The organism is Ruegeria conchae, assembly GCF_000192475.1.
Lineage (GTDB): Bacteria > Pseudomonadota > Alphaproteobacteria > Rhodobacterales > Rhodobacteraceae > Ruegeria > Ruegeria conchae.
In genome coordinates, this window is sequence record NZ_AEYW01000003.1 from 62,241 (window position 1) to 79,271 (window position 17,031).

At 53.8% G+C, this 17,031-nt stretch carries 16 protein-coding genes and 2 pseudogenes; 6 read left to right on the forward strand and 12 right to left on the reverse strand.

Going from position 1 to position 17,031, the window contains the following annotated elements:
- Nucleotides 1-18 precede the first annotated feature (18 nt).
- From G7G_RS0102335 to G7G_RS24890, 5 genes and pseudogenes are all read right to left on the reverse strand, one after another.
- Nucleotides 19-912, reverse strand: a complete 894-nt coding sequence (locus G7G_RS0102335; RefSeq protein WP_010437908.1) for a TraR/DksA C4-type zinc finger protein — start codon at nucleotides 910-912, stop codon at nucleotides 19-21.
- 156 nt (nucleotides 913-1,068) lie between these two features.
- Nucleotides 1,069-1,332, reverse strand: a pseudogene (locus G7G_RS24185) (hypothetical protein); the annotation flags it as partial.
- 489 nt (nucleotides 1,333-1,821) lie between these two features.
- On the reverse strand, nucleotides 1,822-2,175 hold the full coding sequence (locus tag G7G_RS22690; RefSeq protein ID WP_010437910.1) for a putative quinol monooxygenase: 354 nt from the start codon (nucleotides 2,173-2,175) through the stop codon (nucleotides 1,822-1,824).
- 96 nt (nucleotides 2,176-2,271) lie between these two features.
- A complete protein-coding gene (locus tag G7G_RS0102350) occupies nucleotides 2,272-2,802 on the reverse strand; it encodes an IclR family transcriptional regulator domain-containing protein (protein WP_238528755.1) in 531 nt (176 codons plus the stop codon).
- Nucleotides 2,803-2,898: 96 nt separating this feature from the next.
- Nucleotides 2,899-3,153, reverse strand: a pseudogene (locus G7G_RS24890) (helix-turn-helix domain-containing protein); the annotation flags it as partial.
- On the opposite strand from G7G_RS24890, the gene G7G_RS0102355 reads away from it, so the two are divergent.
- The 5 genes from G7G_RS0102355 to G7G_RS24190 all read left to right on the forward strand — a co-directional run bounded on the left by G7G_RS0102355 (nucleotide 3,104) and on the right by G7G_RS24190 (nucleotide 6,689).
- Entirely contained in the window at nucleotides 3,104-4,459 is a 1,356-nt protein-coding gene (locus G7G_RS0102355; protein WP_010437913.1) for a selenium-binding family protein, read from the forward strand. The pseudogene G7G_RS24890 and the gene G7G_RS0102355 overlap by 50 nt on opposite strands.
- Nucleotides 4,456-4,821 carry a 2Fe-2S iron-sulfur cluster-binding protein gene (locus G7G_RS0102360; protein WP_010437915.1) on the forward strand — a complete coding sequence of 122 codons (366 nt, stop codon included), beginning with the start codon at nucleotides 4,456-4,458 and terminating at the stop codon, nucleotides 4,819-4,821. Before G7G_RS0102355 ends, G7G_RS0102360 begins: the two co-directional genes overlap by 4 nt.
- Before the next feature lie 3 nt (nucleotides 4,822-4,824).
- Nucleotides 4,825-5,289, forward strand: a complete 465-nt coding sequence (locus G7G_RS0102365) for a CoA-binding protein (RefSeq protein ID WP_010437917.1) — start codon at nucleotides 4,825-4,827, stop codon at nucleotides 5,287-5,289.
- Between the two features lie 457 nt (nucleotides 5,290-5,746).
- Entirely contained in the window at nucleotides 5,747-6,172 is a 426-nt protein-coding gene (locus G7G_RS0102370; protein ID WP_010437920.1) for a DUF3010 family protein, read from the forward strand.
- 256 nt (nucleotides 6,173-6,428) lie between these two features.
- Entirely contained in the window at nucleotides 6,429-6,689 is a 261-nt protein-coding gene (locus G7G_RS24190) for a hypothetical protein (RefSeq protein WP_139056590.1), read from the forward strand.
- A 1,042-nt stretch (nucleotides 6,690-7,731) separates the two neighbouring features.
- On the opposite strand, the gene G7G_RS0102375 is transcribed toward G7G_RS24190, so the two are convergent.
- Genes G7G_RS0102375 through G7G_RS0102405 form a run of 7 tightly spaced genes read right to left on the reverse strand, consistent with a single transcriptional unit; the run spans nucleotide 7,732 to nucleotide 14,229 of the window.
- Nucleotides 7,732-8,208, reverse strand: a complete 477-nt coding sequence (locus G7G_RS0102375; protein WP_010437926.1) for a class I SAM-dependent methyltransferase — start codon at nucleotides 8,206-8,208, stop codon at nucleotides 7,732-7,734.
- Nucleotides 8,205-8,978, reverse strand: a complete 774-nt coding sequence (locus tag G7G_RS0102380; RefSeq protein ID WP_010437928.1) for a polysaccharide deacetylase family protein — start codon at nucleotides 8,976-8,978, stop codon at nucleotides 8,205-8,207. Before G7G_RS0102380 ends, G7G_RS0102375 begins: the two co-directional genes overlap by 4 nt.
- Complete coding sequence (locus tag G7G_RS0102385) at nucleotides 8,975-10,117, reverse strand: glycosyltransferase family protein (protein ID WP_010437931.1); 1,143 nt, start codon at nucleotides 10,115-10,117, stop codon at nucleotides 8,975-8,977. The genes G7G_RS0102380 and G7G_RS0102385 overlap by 4 nt, the downstream gene beginning before the upstream one ends.
- A 2-nt stretch (nucleotides 10,118-10,119) precedes the next feature.
- Complete coding sequence (locus G7G_RS0102390; RefSeq protein ID WP_010437932.1) at nucleotides 10,120-10,698, reverse strand: histidine phosphatase family protein; 579 nt, start codon at nucleotides 10,696-10,698, stop codon at nucleotides 10,120-10,122.
- Nucleotides 10,695-11,771: a glycosyltransferase family 4 protein gene (locus tag G7G_RS0102395; protein ID WP_010437934.1), complete on the reverse strand. Its 1,077-nt coding sequence runs from the start codon at nucleotides 11,769-11,771 to the stop codon at nucleotides 10,695-10,697. Before G7G_RS0102395 ends, G7G_RS0102390 begins: the two co-directional genes overlap by 4 nt.
- Nucleotides 11,771-13,018 carry a glycosyltransferase family 4 protein gene (locus G7G_RS0102400; RefSeq protein WP_010437935.1) on the reverse strand — a complete coding sequence of 416 codons (1,248 nt, stop codon included), beginning with the start codon at nucleotides 13,016-13,018 and terminating at the stop codon, nucleotides 11,771-11,773. The genes G7G_RS0102395 and G7G_RS0102400 overlap by 1 nt, the downstream gene beginning before the upstream one ends.
- On the reverse strand, nucleotides 13,015-14,229 hold the full coding sequence (locus tag G7G_RS0102405) for a glycosyltransferase family protein (protein WP_029621661.1): 1,215 nt from the start codon (nucleotides 14,227-14,229) through the stop codon (nucleotides 13,015-13,017). Before G7G_RS0102405 ends, G7G_RS0102400 begins: the two co-directional genes overlap by 4 nt.
- A gap of 382 nt (nucleotides 14,230-14,611) precedes the next feature.
- On the opposite strand from G7G_RS0102405, the gene G7G_RS0102410 reads away from it, so the two are divergent.
- Complete coding sequence (locus tag G7G_RS0102410) at nucleotides 14,612-16,999, forward strand: mechanosensitive ion channel domain-containing protein (protein WP_010437938.1); 2,388 nt, start codon at nucleotides 14,612-14,614, stop codon at nucleotides 16,997-16,999.
- Nucleotides 17,000-17,031: the final 32 nt, after the last annotated feature.

Below are 17,031 nucleotides of genomic sequence, written 5' to 3' on the forward strand. Positions count from 1 at the left end.
GATTAAAGGACATGAGCGCTATCTTCGTCTCCACGGCCTCCACGACAATCGGTCTTTCTTGAAATCTTCTCTGGTGCCCCACGGTTCCGCAACTTTTTTCTTTTTATAGGGTTGAGCGGATGCGCAAGAGGTACAAAGCTTGGTCCCAGGGACGGCCTCTAGACGGGCTTTAGGTATCTCTGCGTCACATCCTTCACACAGCACGCTGATCTTCAGGTTACTCGCTTCCAATGCTTCGACAACTTCATTTTTGTCGTCAAAGTGGTCAGGCTTGCTAGTCGGATTGCTGGTCTCTTCGAAGGAGATGACCTCGTTCCCTAGTTTTTCGAGACGACTATGAATTCCACCTGCACCGCGGCCCATGAGGTTCGCTATCTCCGAAACACTCTTACCGTCTTCCCAGAGAGCGACCAGCCGATTTTCCTCGTCCTCACTCCAAGATTTGTAAGCGTTTGGGTATTTTGTCCTAATACGCTCCAAGCGCTGGTTGTATTTTGAGTTCCCCACGTTGGCATTGTTGAGTTTTATGGAATGTTTCTTTGAGAAATATCGACCATTTGAGCGCACTAGAAACTCATAATCTGAACCGAGGTTTTTTTGCGCTTTTCGTGTGATTGCTCCTAAGTCACCCTGCAGTTTCGCCTTGGAAATATCTAGTTCGTCGCAAATCTCTTGGAAACTAATCCCATCCGGTTTCGTTTCGATTAATTCCAAGACGCGAATTTGGTCCGCCGAAAGATGCAAAGTGAAGTCGCTATTGGCTTCGTTTCTCGTGACAGACTTATCTAAAACGTCTTCGTTAGGGTCATCAGAAGCGCTTTGCTGCTGGTCGATTCTTAGCACTTCTCGGACTGCGGAAAGGATTTCAAGGCCCCTCCATGGCGAGGATTCCGGCAGGGATAGTCCAGTCAATGGGTGCTTCCCACTCGATATGCGAAGTAAGAAAAGCTCGTAGTCATGTGCCGGGTCGTGGTCGGACAATTCGTATCTCTTTATAGGAAGCAAATGGTTCCTGTTGATAAAGGTAATGGCTGTTTAATTTGCAATGGCTTGAGAGACAACAGATGCATATTGTGGTGTAAAAGCCAACGACCACAGATCAACAAGCAAGTTGCAATCGAGCAACCCGATTTCCCGCTGCTCCAGGACAGACCTTACTGACGTAATACGCAACTGTTCAGGTGAAATCAGCAGTATGGCCGCGTCTTCCATACGAAGCTTGTCTAGTGCGTCTTGGCGTTCGGGAAGCGAGAGCAATCTGTTTATTGTCACCGCTGACGAGATGCCAGCTCGTGCCAGTACCCGAACCTGGTCCGTCATGAGTACGACAAGCCGTGCATAGAGTGGGATACCTAGATAACGTGCTTTAGCAGAGTGCATTCCAGCGTGTTGGCATGGGTAGCGTATGGGTGACAGACACCCGTGTGGTTGGGTGTATCGCTACGAGGCGGGATGTGGCGGTTTGTTGAATAGATTAACAATCAGGCAAATAAGTTGATGCGGTCGGATGTGGCGGTTTGTGGTCTTTCGTGGCGGTACTGAGACTCAATCATAATCCGCGTGTCGGGGGTTCAAGTCCCTCCTCCGCTACCAAATTCCCTTAACAATATCAGAATACTGGATGCATTCTGGCATCACTAGTAGCGATGACCCCTTGTTCTGGGTGACATTTTGGGTGACGGCTGACAAGCTTTGCACTGGTTTTCTTGCAAGCGGACATTGATGCACACCGCAGCGAAAGACTGCTCGGAGTCCAAAGCGGACCAGCACCAAAACCCGTAATGTTCTCGCACGGACGAAAATCTTAAACGTCGGTCAATTTTACCATAGTAGCAGGCTTGCTTTTTGCGCCTCGAAACCTTTTGGCGTCGGAAAAAGCGAGCGCATCCTGGCAACAAGTTCGATCTCACCATCCAGCATCTTTCGGACAGTGTTCAACCAGTTATTGAAGGTTTCAGATTCCCAATGATCCTGGACCGCGGCTTCGTTTCTGAACACTTCGTAGAAATAGAAACGATTTGGGTTTGTCTCATCCACCATAATATGAAACTGGAAAACTTCGGGTTCTTCACTGACAACATTTTGCGCTTGGAAGATGCTGGCGTCCAAAAAGGGCTGCCGATACTCAGGTTTTACGTTGATCACGAAGAACCCACCAAACATTGCATCGTCCATATTTGTCTCCCTCATTGACCAAAAAGCGGCGAAGGTCGCAAAACACACCTGTCCTGCTGGATAGCGTTAACCTACAGCACTGCGATACCCATGAACCTAAGCGGGTATCCTTTCTTTATCTGCTTCACCCCATCCTAGCGCGCGTGCAAGTTCGTTTGACATTGTGGTAAGTGTATGGCCAATCTTTTCTCGCTTCGAAGGTGTAAACACCCGAAGAGACGCCGTAGCGCCGATTGAAAGCGTCGCACCAACACCTGTCTTAGTCAGCGTTGTTGCGACAGAACTGATCCCGCGCTCGAGTTCTTCAACACACATGGCATACCCTTTGGCTCGAATGACATCGAGTTCCGAGGCCAGATCCTTAGGGTCTGTAATCGTGCGATCTGTGTACCGCTTAAGCTGCCCATCCAATCGGTCTTGAGACAGCAGCTCAGGCGACACGGCGGCGATTGCCTTGGCGCAAGAGCACGCGTGCATTGGTCGTTTGCCCATACCTGGATGAAGAAAAGACACGCCCGTCTGCGGCGTCTCCACATGAATAATCTCAACCCAATGGCCCCGTAGCCGAGACAAGAAAAACGCAGCGCCATAGTCGTTCGCGGCGCCAGAGAGGGCAGGCGCAATCACTTGCAAAAGAGCGGGGTCAGAGTGATCGCTCAACGTGATACGCTTTAGCCTAATCCCAATCGCGAACTCACCGCGGGTTGGTGATTCAAGGAGGCCGGACAAAACAAGGTCTTGAACCAGCCTGTAGGCCGTCGGTTTAGGTATATCGGACTGGGCACAGATATCCGCTACGGACGCACGTCCTTTTTGACCCACGATTTCCAAAATCAGCGCTAATCGTTCGAGATGCATTTTTCTCACTTTATGATAATCAAGTTTTCGATATACGATACAATTTAAGGAATCAAGGGAGGAGCACACGATGGATGGACAATGCTGTGGACCGGGCTTCAAGAGTCCGCAAGAAGCCATCAAAGCCCCCCGAGAAAAGCTACTCTACACGATCGCCATCTACACCGGGACAGGGATCCAGAAACCTGATTACCTTGCTACAGTGGATGTCGACCCTGACAGCTCGACCTATTCTCAAGTAATCCATAGGCTGGAAATGCCGGGGATTGGGGACGAGCTTCACCACATGGGGTGGAACGCCTGTTCGTCCTGTCACGACGACGGCTCGATGTCCCGCAAATACCTGATCCTGCCGGGCGTACGCTCTAACAACCTTCACATCGTTGATACAGCCACTGACCCGCGTGCGCCGCGGTTGCATAAGGTCATCGACGGTGCTGAAATCAAGGCCAAGGCAGATTTATCGGGCCCGCATACGGTGCATTGTTTGGGCTCGGAAATCATCATTTCCTTCCTTGGAAATGCCAAGGGTGAGGCTCCTGGAGGCTATCTGCATCTCGACAAAGAGTTCAACATCGTCGGTCGCTGGGAAACCTCGATGGGCGATATCAAGTTCGGCTATGACTTCTGGTACCAACCACGCCACAACGTGATGGTCAGTTCCGAATGGGCTGCGCCCAATACCTTCATGCCGGGCTTCGATCTGGAAGAAGTGGGCCATCTGAAATATGGGCGCGAGCTGCATTTTTGGGATTTCGAAAAGCGCGAACCGGTCGAAAGCTTCTATTTGGGTGAAGACGGGCTGTTGCCACTGGAAGTCAAGTTCCACCATGACCCCGACAGCACGCATGGGTTCTGTGGCGCAGCTCTTTCGACCAATGTGATCCATTGGTGGCAAGACGATGCTAAAAAGTGGCGGTGGGAAAAGATCATCGACGTGGAAAACGAGATGCACCCCGAATGGCCGATCCCGTTGCCGGGGGTTATGTCGGCGATCCTGATCTCGATGGACGACAAATACTTGTACCTGAACAATTGGCTACATGGAGATATGCGCCAGTATGACATCACCGACCCGCATAATCCCAAGCTGACCGGCCAAGTGTTTATGGGGGGCCTTTTGGGTAAAGCTCCGATCGTTAACGATGTCGAGGTCGCGGGTGGTCCACAGATGTTCCAGCTCTCTCTCGACGGACGAAGGCTTTATGTCACGACCTCGCTGTTCTCGACTTGGGATAACCAGTTCTATCCCGAGATCCGCGAAAAGGGCGGGGTTATGGTGATGATCGATTGCGACCCTGAAAACGGTGGTATGAAGATCAACGAGGATTTCATTGTGGACTTTGGCAAAGAACCGAATGGTCCATCGCGCTGTCACGAGAGCCGGTATCCGGGCGGTGATTGCACAAGCGACATCTGGCTATGACTATGTATACCGTGACGATCGCGAACAGAGATGGCGCGCAATACTGTGTGGATGCGCGGCGTCCACTTCTGGAAACGCTGAGAGAACAGGGCGTCGACTTGCCCTTTGGGTGCAAGTATGGCGGCTGCATTACCTGCGCGGCAAAACTACAGACTGGCGCGATCGATCAACGCCGACAGGTTGCGCTGAATAATCGGCAAATCGCGAACGGCTATGTGATCCTTTGCGTGGCACGTCCGACATCCGACATCACGCTTGAGATCGGGGTCGAGAGCCATGACAAGCTGTACCGCAATCCGTTTCTCGACCCTCTCAAACCCCACGAACTCAAGGCTGACATTGCGACGCCGAAGGAAGGTTAACCGATGCCCGAAGCAGATATCGACCGCATCTACGATTACGACCCCAAATACCTCGCCGACATCCTGCAGTCGGTTAAAACCATTGCAATGGTGGGCGCTAGCGCGGACAAAACGAAATTCAGCTATGGCGTTCTGCGACAGCTGAGTGAAATCGGCTATGATATTCTACCGGTGAATCCTAACCCGAAAATTTCGGAAATTAGAGGGCTCAAGGTCTACCACTCGCTGGAAGAGATCGACAAACATGTTGATATGGTAGACGTTTTTCGCCCGAAGGAGGAGTTTTATGCCTTTGCCGAGAAGGCTATCGCAATCGGGGCAAAAGTTCTTTGGGGTCAAATCGGTGTGTACGACGACCAAGCAGCGCAACTCGCCGAAGCGGCGGGCCTTAAAGTCGTGATGAACCGATGCCCCAAGATTGAACTCTTTCGCCCTTTTTGGAAGCCGCGCCTGGACCTAAAGATATGATGGAAATTCGATTGGTAGCGGCCTCCTCAGCATCCAATGAGGGTGCCAATTGAGATATTGTGCTTACGGAAGAGAAGACAAGTAATCCTGTCACTTTACACAACCGCCTAGTCTAAAACCAAAAATGTCCGATTTGTTCGGAGAACCAAAGGCCGCTTTGTCCGCACAGCGGTCGTTCGACGTTAGCCAAGCGAATGTCCGATTTGTTGAGCTAAGCGAGATCAAAACTCACAATTCAGAAATTCCTTTCGGTGCCTACGGAAAACCTCACAGAGAGACTTGGGTGGACTTTTTGGGCTCTCTGGCGCGGCATGACCGCCTTCTACCGTCTTGTCTTATGCCTAGCATTTAGGATCGTAAAAACTAAGCTTGTTGACCGCGATAACGCGCGCACATCGGTATAGGTGGCATATATTCTGGTCCGAAAGATGATAGTGAGGAACTGTCACACAAAGGAATGACAGATGAGAGTTGCGGTTGCGAGATATCGGCACAGGAAGTTCGGCTTGCAGTTGTCGACCTGGATGACGAGGGCAAGGTGGAGATGCTCCGACCTAAGACCACAAGGATTGAACTCGAGGATGATACATCCGAGGCAGATCTGCGTTCATTCATGGCCGCGCTTGATGAGTTTGCTCGCGAAAACGAGGTTGGAACATTTGCGATCAAAACGCGCGCAAAGAAAGGCCGTATGGCAGGCGGTGCGGTCTCTTTCAAAATCGAGACTCTGATCCAACTTACAGAAGGATGTCACACTAGGTTCGTCAATCCAGTGGCTTTGTCCAATTTCGCCAAGAAGGAAGTGAAAGAGTATCCCGAGAAGCTGCCGGTCTATTTAAAGAACGCCTTTCTTTCTGGTGCTTATACATTGTCCAAGGGCTGATGTCTGATCTTGCCTATTGTGGCAGGAAGCCCATGTGTGTGATTCCATGCCCAGCGCTCCATTTTCCACCATTATCAAATGGCTACCTGCCACTGAGCCCTTTTTGCTTCAGGGTTTCCCAGTTTTGAGGGCATTAGAGAATGTTAACGTAGCGTGAACGATGCATTCAAATTTGGTTCAATCTCGTTCAAGTAAATTGGTATTGCTTGCCTCAATTTTGGCCAAGTGTTTATCCGACTATTTTTGGGGGAATATTATGTCAAAATCCAAACTTACTATCATCAGCTTATTAGCGGCGACCATGGCTTTCTCTGTGCCTGTTTACGCCGAGGACGTACCTGATGACCCTGACCCGCCTACCCAAACGAAGAAAGGGGATAACGGCTGGGGCAACGGTGCCGATACCACAAATGCAGGGAGTTTCTCAGGCGGTACAAGTTCGTCAAAGAGCACAAACGGAGGCTCGCGGGACGATAGAAACTATCCTTCGGCGCTTGATAGGTTCGAAGGACGGTAATACAGCCGGAATTGAGAATCATTGTGGGCGGCGCTGGCCGCCCATTTCACGTCTGACCGGACCAATTTTGCAGGAGCAGCCAGTGTTTACGCTGGCGACCCAAATCTCAGAATACTCCAGCATTTCGGATGTGGCTCTGTGTAGCGCCATCAGAGCACAGGTCGCCCACATAGAGATGTCATAGTCTGAATTGGAGCGTTTAGGCGGGCTACCGATGAGGAGACGGAAGTCCGGCGTAGGCGCCGTGAAGATTTCCCTTTGGCTTTAATCCCTCTCCGAACTCTTATCTTACCACCGCATAGCATCATTGGTGAAGCTTGCATTTTTCTGCATCTTCTCCCGAGAATACGTCCCTACTAATCGGTTGTAGCACCGCCATCAGATTAGATGTCCCGATGGTCTAAATTTGTCGGTCCCCCAAGCTAGAAAAGGCATATCTCTCAATCGCCAAAAGCCAAATTTCCCCATGCCGTTTGCTACGCCACGTTGGCAGCAGATTTGCGTGTGTGCGCAGGGCGGCTTCGCGACACGTCAGCGTTTCCCGTTTTCTGACGGTATCCGGATTGCTGCCAGACCGAGCCACTTTTCTTTACTCACGCGCTAGCTCTCCGGCCTCGGACAGCCTGACCAACAAGGCGGAGCCCAACCCTAGGTCTCCTCTTTTCCCGTATACGACAGTCCTAAGTATCCAAGACTTACCCTCGGCTTTGCCAATGCGCTAATACAGACCGCCTCCATCGCCATACATCCCCGGCTCTTAAAGGCTTTGAACTTTTCGTACTGTAAGAGAAGGCACCGTTTTTTCTGTCCCATCATTTGATCGATCAAAAAACATAAGACCGTGCGAGATGGGATGAGAGAGGATAGGACGAAAAGCTGGATATTTCTCTTTGTTTACAGAATGAAGTAAGAATTTCAGAAATCACATGAGAAGGTAGTTTGGCAGTCTCTTCCGCTACCAGCATCCCCAAAGTACAGTAAACTTGCTCATTTTGGTGACCAAATTGCTTGTTGATCGCTTGGAGCAGCATATGAAGTTGCATCAGGCGCGATAAAACAGATAGCGATCAGGTGCGATGGTTTCAGGGCCCTGTATCGGGGTGAAACCTACCAGGGGTTGTCCTGATATCAGCAAGCCGCCGGGGCACATCACCTGTTTGACCAGAGGGCTCAGGCGGGCTGCTTCGGCAACATCGTCTGACTTGATCCCGCGACCAAAATCATAGTGCGCTAGTGCGATAGTATGGCCAGCTTCCGCCAATTTCAGTAACATCGGTTCCGCTTCGCCTTGCAGAAAATCTTCTGCAGGAGGCGTGCTGTTGGGGTGGCATTGCAACACGCGATCCATCACCCAAATTCGGCGCGAAGGCAGGATCTCGCGTAAATGGTCGTAGGTACGCCCATTCCCCAATCCCAAATCCAGAACGTCTCCATCCATGGCTTCGATCTGTGCCGCAGCCCAGTTCAACCCGTCGCGTTGTGCGGTCAGGCGTCGCAGCATGGAATCCAGTCGACTCATTCGGGTTCTCCCAGCGTTTTGTTGCATGGTGCAATCCAAGGAACACCAGGCCCATCAAGCAGCCTGTGCAACAGGTCTTTCGTAAACGTCCAGATGTCCTGATCATGGACCAGATGATGCGTCAACACCCCAAATGCTTCAGCATTGTCTGCCAGTCCTGCGCGTCGATCTTGTAGCAGTGTGACCACTTGCGAAATCAGCTCTTCCGGGTCAGCCAAGCCGCGAGTTCCGCGCCAGTCGATAGGATCGAGATGCGTATTTACCTGCTCGAGACCAGGAGCGGCGAGTGGTGTTTTCCGAGGTGTTGAGGTTGATACTATCCGAAAACCCAGCCCTCGGAGATGAGCTGTAACTTTAGGATCAATCCGGTTCCAAGGCGGTACAAACATCGGACGTAACTGATCACCGAACAGGTTCCGTAGCCGAGTCAGTCCGGCCCTTGCGTCAGAAACAATGGCTTCGATTGGCTGGTGCAAACGGAACTCGGCTTTCTTTTCACCTATGGGTGCGTGGTTCTGATGCGCCCAGCCATGCACAACCGGAATCAAGGCAGCCTGATCACTTACATATTCCGCCAATGACACCTCAGCTGGTTGCGGGATCACAGCCAGATGGACAGGTAATCCCAGCTGAACGGATATCAATGTGAGTTTTTCGAGCTGTGGCGTCACCGTGATCGCGTCGTCATCGCGCCACCACAAGGGTAGCGTCAAATCCGCTTGTTCCCAGCGCTGCAACTCAATCATCAAGGGTTGCCAATCAGGGCTCATCGGCGGGCCTCATACAAGTCTGTCGCAATTTCCACCGATCGGCGGGCGCCATCAAACCCTTCAGACATTGGAGGACGAGCAACACCCGACATGACACGATCCAGAGCGTTTGCAAGTGAGGGTCCGGATAGTTCAGAACTGTTCAGCACCTCAACCCCATCCAATTGCGAAAGTGCCCGCGCACGCAATCCCTGCTCGACCTCTTTGCCGTCGTCAAATGGGATCAACACAGCAGGGGCACCGCATTGCAGCAGGTCCATGGCTGTATTGTAGCCGCACATACTAACCGAGGCCGCAACAAGCGGAAGCATTTGACGAAAATCGGGGCGAACGGGTTCCAGAACAACCGTTGCCCCCTCGGCCAACTGCGAAAGCTCGGCGATGCGCGCTTTGGCGTCCTGTCCACCCACCAACAGGCGCCAGCGCCTGTTGGGCATCTTTCGGGCGGCCTCAATGGCCGCCTGAAAGATCGGTTGGCCAACTGATCCGCCACCGGCACTTACGATGATCTCGTCCCGACCTGTACCCTCCGGATGGCTTGGCGGTGCGCTCGGTGCGACGAAACCCGTGTAGTGCAGCCGTGCCGCCAGTTGCGATGAAACAGGCCAACTGACGTCAAGAGGTGTGATCCGGGGATCGGCATGGACTAGAACGCCGTCATAATACTCTGCAATAACTTCGTCCGTTCGGATCGCTTTTGCAGGCTTTGATGGCGGCGCAAGAATATCGCGGATCGAACTCAGTGTAACAGGGGGGCGAGAGATCCCCCGCGCGGCTTTTATTGCCGCTTGGAATTCTGCTGCGAGCGAACGGCGTCCAAACGGATATAGCTCGGTGATCAGAACCTGCGGCCCGAAGCTGCGTACTGCCTGAACCAGTCCGGTTGCGCGTGCTTCGAAATAGGCGGCGTCTGCAACAGTACCATCCTGATCTAGCAATCGGGTAAAATCGGTGCCATCCGACCTCAGCGGCGGCAAACCCAGCAGAGACATCCCGGTCGTATCCAGCTGCGGTGCGGGCATACCTCCGGAAACGACAAGAACCTCATGGTTCTGATCAGCGAATGCGCGCGCCAATGTCAGTGCCCGGCTCAGATGCCCGGTGCCCAACAGGTGGGTAACGACGATCATCACCTTCATTTTCAAGCCTCACGCCCAAGCAGACGGACGGGTTCGGGCTGGGCCCGCATCGGGTTCAACTCGATGACAAATAACCTGTTGCGTTTAATTTTGAACGGGGCGGGGCCCGCAAAGTTCCAGCCCCAGGCCTTGGCCAAAATCACCCGCATGATGCCGATATGGCAGACGGCAAGATTGTCGCCCGTCAGGCCATCCATCCAAGGTGCGATTCTTGCCCAAAGTTCTGCCGGGCTTTCACCGTTGGGCGGTCGGTAATCCCAACCCCACTCTTCAATATGACGGTAGCCGCTGTCGGGAATCGCGATCAGTTCCACGCCGCGTTGCCCTTCCCAATCTCCCCAGTTCATCTCGGTCAAGGCTTTGGATGTTTTGGGGGCTTTGCCAGATACAAGTACAGCGGTTTCAGCCGCGCGACTTAGCGGGCTGGACCAGATCGATGCAGTGTCCCACGGCGATGGCAGACAATATCCTGCAAGCTCGGCACGGGCCTCAATATCCAGGGGAATGTCGCTGCGACCCTGAATGCGACCAGCGCGATTCCATTCGGTATGTCCGTGGCGCAATAGGGCGAGGCGGGTCATTCTTCTTTCTCCAACAAGGGGCGCACGGCAGTCCAGAACCGATCCGTCGCCGACGGGATCAGATGGCGTTGCGCGATGTAGGCGCGGGCGCGATCACCCTCGGTTCGCCGAAGGTCGGGATCATCCAAGAGCAACTGTATACGAGCGGCCAGCCCTTTGGTGCCCGAACTTACATTGGGATGATCAGAGGGCATCAGTACATCACGCACGCCGGGGCGATCTTGTGCCACGACCGGGACACCGCTGGCCTGAGCCTCAAGATAGACCATGCCATAGGCTTCGTTGACGCCGGGCCAGACAAACATCGATGCTTGACGGTAGTGCTCTTGCAATGTGTCTCGATCAAGCTGACCCAGAAACCTGACACGGGACCCGAACTGCGCCATCAGCGCTTCGACTTTGGGGCGGGCAGGGCCATCGCCAGCGATGTCCAGCACCCAATCGCCTGTGAGATGTTCCAGCGTCTCGGCCAAAATCGTGTACGAGGCCAATTTGTCCCCTGGACGCATCATACCCACCGTCAGCATCGGGCCATCGCGGGCGGATGGGGAAGGCAATTCAGCAACTGGCAGAAACGGGGGCAATTCTACCAATATTTGTGTGCCGAATTTCTCGCGCTTTAGCGTGATCAGATCGTTGGCTGTGTGATAAAATATTATCTGCGCGGCATCACAGGCGTCGTGCGCCGACTGGGCAAACCCGGCCCATGGACCCGAGAGCCGACTGGTGGCTCGGGTGCTTTCCAGTTGTACATATGGGATACCCCGTGCGCGGCATACTACGGGGCCCAACAGGTCCGGCGCTTTGTAGTAGTTGTGATATGTCACCCAAAGTTCTGTGTCCGATGGCAGTTCCGTGATCAGCCGCGTAGCTTCGACCATCGCTTTGTCTCGCAACTGATCCTGAAGTGGGCGCTCACCCTTCTTGTCGTAAATCCGCAGGTCTGATGCGAGTTCAACAATGTTGTTTTGGGCGCGGATTGCGGTGATCAGGTTGCGTGCCATTTCGCGGTCGCCCGAAGGCTTGGGGCTATCGGGGGATTTCATCGGCGCATAAAAAGCCACCCGAGCCATCACCGACCATCCGTGCACAATGCGTTTAACCGCTCGGACAGGCGACGTATGCCCGGATCCATACGAAAGTCGGCGATCAAACGGTCATACGCTGCCTCTGCCATTCGCGCGGTTTTGGCCGGGTTCCGGGCAATCTTGGAAATGGCGGAGGCCAAGGAGGCCGGGTCGTCCTGCGATAGAATCCCATGGACGCCAGTTTCGATGAACTCTGGGATCGCGGATATCGGCGTCGACAAAATCGGAAGGCGCTGTGACGCCGCCTCCATCAGCACGTTCGGCAAGCCATCCCGGTCACCATCTTCAGCAATCCGGCTGGGCAGCACAAACAGGTCAGAGCGGCGCATCTCGGCAACGACCTCAGGCTGGTCGCATGCACCCATCCAGGTGATCCGATCTGACAGCTCTGCGGCATCAGCCTGTGCACTCAGTTTATTGGCCAGTGTCCCGCCACCGATATGGGTCCAGTGCCAGTCCAAAGTTTGAGGGAGCAGAGCAAACGCGTCGATAAGGCGATCAAAGCCCTTTTTCTCGACCAACCGCCCGACTGAAAGCATATGAAAGGGTGCGTCGGCCGCCCGCTGACCACGCTTAGGAGGGGTCGGAAAACGAGACAGGTCCAGACCGTGGTAAATCAACTCAACGCGCGCAGGATCATCAGCCAATTCGCGCAGATGCGCTGCACCGATGGCGGTACAGGTTGCCCCAAAAGTGGCTCCATAGCTCGCCAGATGTAGTTTTTCCTTCTTTTCCCAGTCTGGCGAGGTCCAAATATCTTTGGCGTGCGCTGAAAAACTCCACGGCAGGCCGCGCATGATCGCAGCGTAGCGGGCGACCGACGATGGCGTGTGCATGAAATGCGCGTACAGCGCTTGCGTTTCCTCAGGTAACTCGGCAGCTAGCACGCAGGCCTGTCCGAACCGGCGAATGCGGTTATGGGTTTGGTCTCGGCGCAGGTCTTGCCGCCAGACCCGATAGGCCTCTGGGTATCCGGGCAAACCCGAAGCAACAGCGCGTGCAGCGGCGAGCCGTTCAGGTTCGTCATAAAGGTATTCTGGCAGATAGCGTACTTGCCCATTGAAACGATCATGCAGCGGGTGCCGCTTGGCGTCGGTCGGATGGCGCAAAGACCAGATATCGAAGTTGTGGCCAGCCTCCTGCAAGGCAACGAGCTCTTGGGCAATGAACGTCTCGGACAGGCGCGGCCAGCCTTTGACTAGCACCGCAAGCCTGGGGTGTGTTTTGATCATCCTGTCGCGCGCTCTTGTTCTGCGGCTAGTAGTGCGGTGATGCGATGGGTGACGTAGTTCAGACCGTCCAGCAAACCGGCGCTTATGGCTTGCGACGGCAAGGGCTGAAGGGGAAGATTACGGATCGCGTGGATCATCGCGTCGGCCGTCAGACCGTCACGATTTTCATCGAGCATTCGCACGAGTCCCAGATCTTCCGCGCGAGAGGCGCGTATCCATTGTTCCAGACGGGGTGTTGTGCGCGGGACGATGACCGCGCGTTTGTCGAAGGACAGTACTTCGCAGAAGGTATTGTAGCCGCCCATGCAGACTACACCGGCTGCTCCGGCGAACAGAGTTTCGATCTGAGATTCGAAGCCTACAGCTGTGACCCGGCCATCAAGTGCGGCGACGCGGGTTTCAAAATCCTCGCGCAATTCACCTGACAGGAATGGCCCATAGACCAGCACGGCACGCGGAGAAAGGTCCGGGTCTTTCTCATAGGCGGACAGCACGAGGTTGACCATCGCTTTGCCATCGCCGCCACCGCCGGGCGTAATCAGGATATAAGGTTGCTCGGGCGGCTCACCGACAGGCCCCAGATCACGCCTTAGATATCCGGTCCAGTGCATGCGTTGTTGCGCTGCCGGACTGAGGGGTAGACCTTGTGTCGGGTCATAGATCGAGCGCAAGCCATATACCCAGATCTCATCGTAGAAACGCTCGGTTGCCGAGATCGCTTCTTTGCGTTCCCATTCGGCGGCCAGTACATCGGGTTCGTCCAGAACATCGCGCAGACCCAGAACCAGCTTGGTCGAACCCGAGCTCTCAAGATATTCCAGCGTCGGCAACAATTCACCGCGAAACCCGGTCGGTTCTTTGTCGACGATCAGAACCTCTGGGTCAAATTGCGTAACAGCTGTTTGGATAAGGCTTGCACGCAGCTCAGTTACATCATCAATCCCCATGCCAATGGTTTGTGAGGCGTAAGAACCGTCCGCGCGTTTGGTGACGCCAGGCAAGCGAACATGGTCGACCCGCCGTGGAAAAGTAAAACGACCCGCTACCGGAGAGCCGGTCAAGATCAAAGCCGAAGCGCGTTGATCGGCCTGTGTAATCGCTGCCGCCAAAGCTCGAGACCGGCGCAAATGGCCCAGACCGAACGTGTCGTGACTGTATAGCAGGATACGAGGCGCGCGGCCGTGATGTTCGTTTTTGTTACCTCGGCTCATGCCTTCGCCTGTTTCGGTTCCGATGCAACTCCGCGCGTTTGCACCTGAGTATCCTATTTCATTCGCGCCTGCGCGCAAAAGGTGGGAATTTTTCCCTGCAAATGCGCCAAACATTGCGAATTGGCAACAGCATATTCGTTGCCTTGTCGTCAATGTGACGCGGCCCCTTTGTTGGCGATTGCCCGCAATGAACAAGATTGCGTACGATCCTAGGGCTCAGGCCGTCATATTCAATTTTTGGTTGCTTGAAAATACCTTATCCAGACGTTTGCGCCGAGGCCACTTGCCATTCGCAAAGATGCCTATGCGTGCGCGGATGATTTGAACAGCAGACCAAGCTTCTGTAGTCTTGCCGGCAACTGTGATTTGGGTGCGAGACACTATGAAAACGAATATTCTGGCCGGGCTGTTTCTGGTGCTTTGGGCCGCAATCCTTGCGTGCGTACCCGAAGCAGAGGCGCAAACCTCGCTTATCCCGGGATATCCAATTGGATCGTCCGAAGAAACCAGCACATCAAGTTCGGCAGAAGAGGGCGATCTGGCAGCTGCGATCCGCGCGGCTTCTGAAGCTGGTGCAAGTGTCATCGTAATCGACAGCGCGGGACAGGTGGTTTCGTCAGCCAATAATGGCGGGGCAACATCTGATCCCGAGGTTGCTGACCCGATGGCGGAAGGGTCTCAACTGATGAAGGCTCAGGAGCGGTTCTCGAAATTTCGGGAATCTGTGCGCTCGCGTTTAGAAGCGCTTCCGTATTCGGTTTTTGAGGTGCAGTACGTTCTGAGACAAACCAGCCCGGATGGCCGTATTCAGACCTATTTCGAGGTCTTGGCCTGGAACATTGTTTTTCTTCTGCTGGGACGCTGGTTATCGACCGAGATTTACGGAAAGCGTATCGCCAAGCGCTGGGTTGTTGCCCGCATCAAGGAAAACCCCGTTGGCTATCGCGAAAAAATGCCTTTCTTGGTTTACCGCTTCGTAATGGGTATCGGTGGTACGATCTTTGCGATGCTGATGGCGCTGATCGTGGGTTATCTGTTCTTTGGCGAAGCCGAGGATATATCCATTCAATTCACTGTCACCGCGATTTTTACTGCATTCTTCCTGTCGCGCACGGTTGCGGACTTGTGGCGGATGATCTTGTCACCGTTTCTCAACCAGTACCGTTTGCCCCCGTTTTCCGATCGGGACGCCAAGCGGCTATACCGGTGGGCGTCGGCAATCGCGACGTTTGATATCTCGGTCGTGCTTTTCTCGACTTGGGTTGCGGATTTTGGACTGAACTACAATGTTTATGCCTTGGTTTATGGCAGCCTGACTCTGGCCGGTGCGCTGGGCAATCTCTTGATGATACTGTTCAATGCCCGCGCGATTTCTCATGCGATCCGTGGCGGGCGTATGCCCGAACAAGTTTCGTGGATATTACGATTTATCTCGTTCGCCTGGGCGCCGGTATTGATGCTCTACATCGTGTTCAGCTGGTTCAAGCTAGCAGTTGATCTGGTTTTGGAGATCGAGGATTCCGTCCCGATCGTAGCCAGCAGCTATGCAATATTCATGTCAGTGGTCGTTGCATATGGTGCGATGAACTATTTGCTGGAACGCTACTTTGATCGCAATCGTCAGATCGCGGAACTGAATACCGAAGCAGATGAGGCCGAGGTAGGTGAGGCTGCAGCGCTTGTCACACCCGAGGCTGAAAAGCGCAAACACGCCATATTGACCTACGAAGATCTTGCCCGAAGGGTGGCCGGTATTCTGGCCTTTGTGGTGGGGCTATACGCGCTGGTCGTGATCTGGAATCCGCAAGCCAACTGGAGCGATGATCTGCCCATCGAGCGAGCGCTTGATGTGATGGTGATCTTGTTCATCGGCTACATTCTGTTTCATTTTTTCCGGGTCTGGATCGACAGCAAGATTGCAGAAGAGGTTGATGATGGTGCCGCTGATGCCGAGCTTGGCGATGAAGGGGGCGAAGGTGGACAGAGCCGGCTTGCGACATTGCTTCCCCTGTTTCGCGGTGCGATCCTGGCTGTGGTCGTTGTCACCATCGCGCTGATTGTATTGATGGAACTTGGGATCAATGTCAGCCCGCTGTTTGCGGGTGCTGGTGTTGTAGGATTGGCCGTAGGATTTGGGTCGCAAACGCTGGTGCGCGATATCTTTTCGGGTGCGTTCTTTCTGATGGATGATGCATTCCGTAAAGGTGAATATATCGATATCGGCGATGTGAAGGGAACGGTTGAAAAGATCTCGGTTCGGTCCTTCCAGTTGCGACACCATCTGGGCGCGCTCAACACGATTCCCTTTGGTGAGATCAAGGTGCTGACCAATTACTCGCGCGATTGGGTGATCATGAAGCTGCCGTTGCGTGTGACGTATGACACGGATGTCGAAAAAGTACGGAAGCTGATCAAAAAATTGGGTCAGGAATTGCTGAGTGATCCGGTGATCGGAGAAAACTTTATCCAGCCTCTGAAATCTCAGGGTGTGATCGAGATGCAGGATTCGGCGATGATTATCCGGGTCAAGTTCATGACCAAACCAGGCGATCAGTGGCTGGTGCGCAAGAAAGTATATCAAGATATCCGTGAACTGTTTGCCCGCGAAGGTATTCGGTTCGCGCATCGCGAGGTCACCGTTAGATTGGCAGACGGCAAAGAGACAGAAGACTTAACGCCAAAACAGCGCGAAGCGGTTACAGGCGCTGTTCAGGCTGCGATTGACGAGGATTATCTGGATGATATCGGGCCCGGCGGCGACGATCGCTAAGGCGGCTCCCGCCTCTTTGAGCGGCGTCTCGA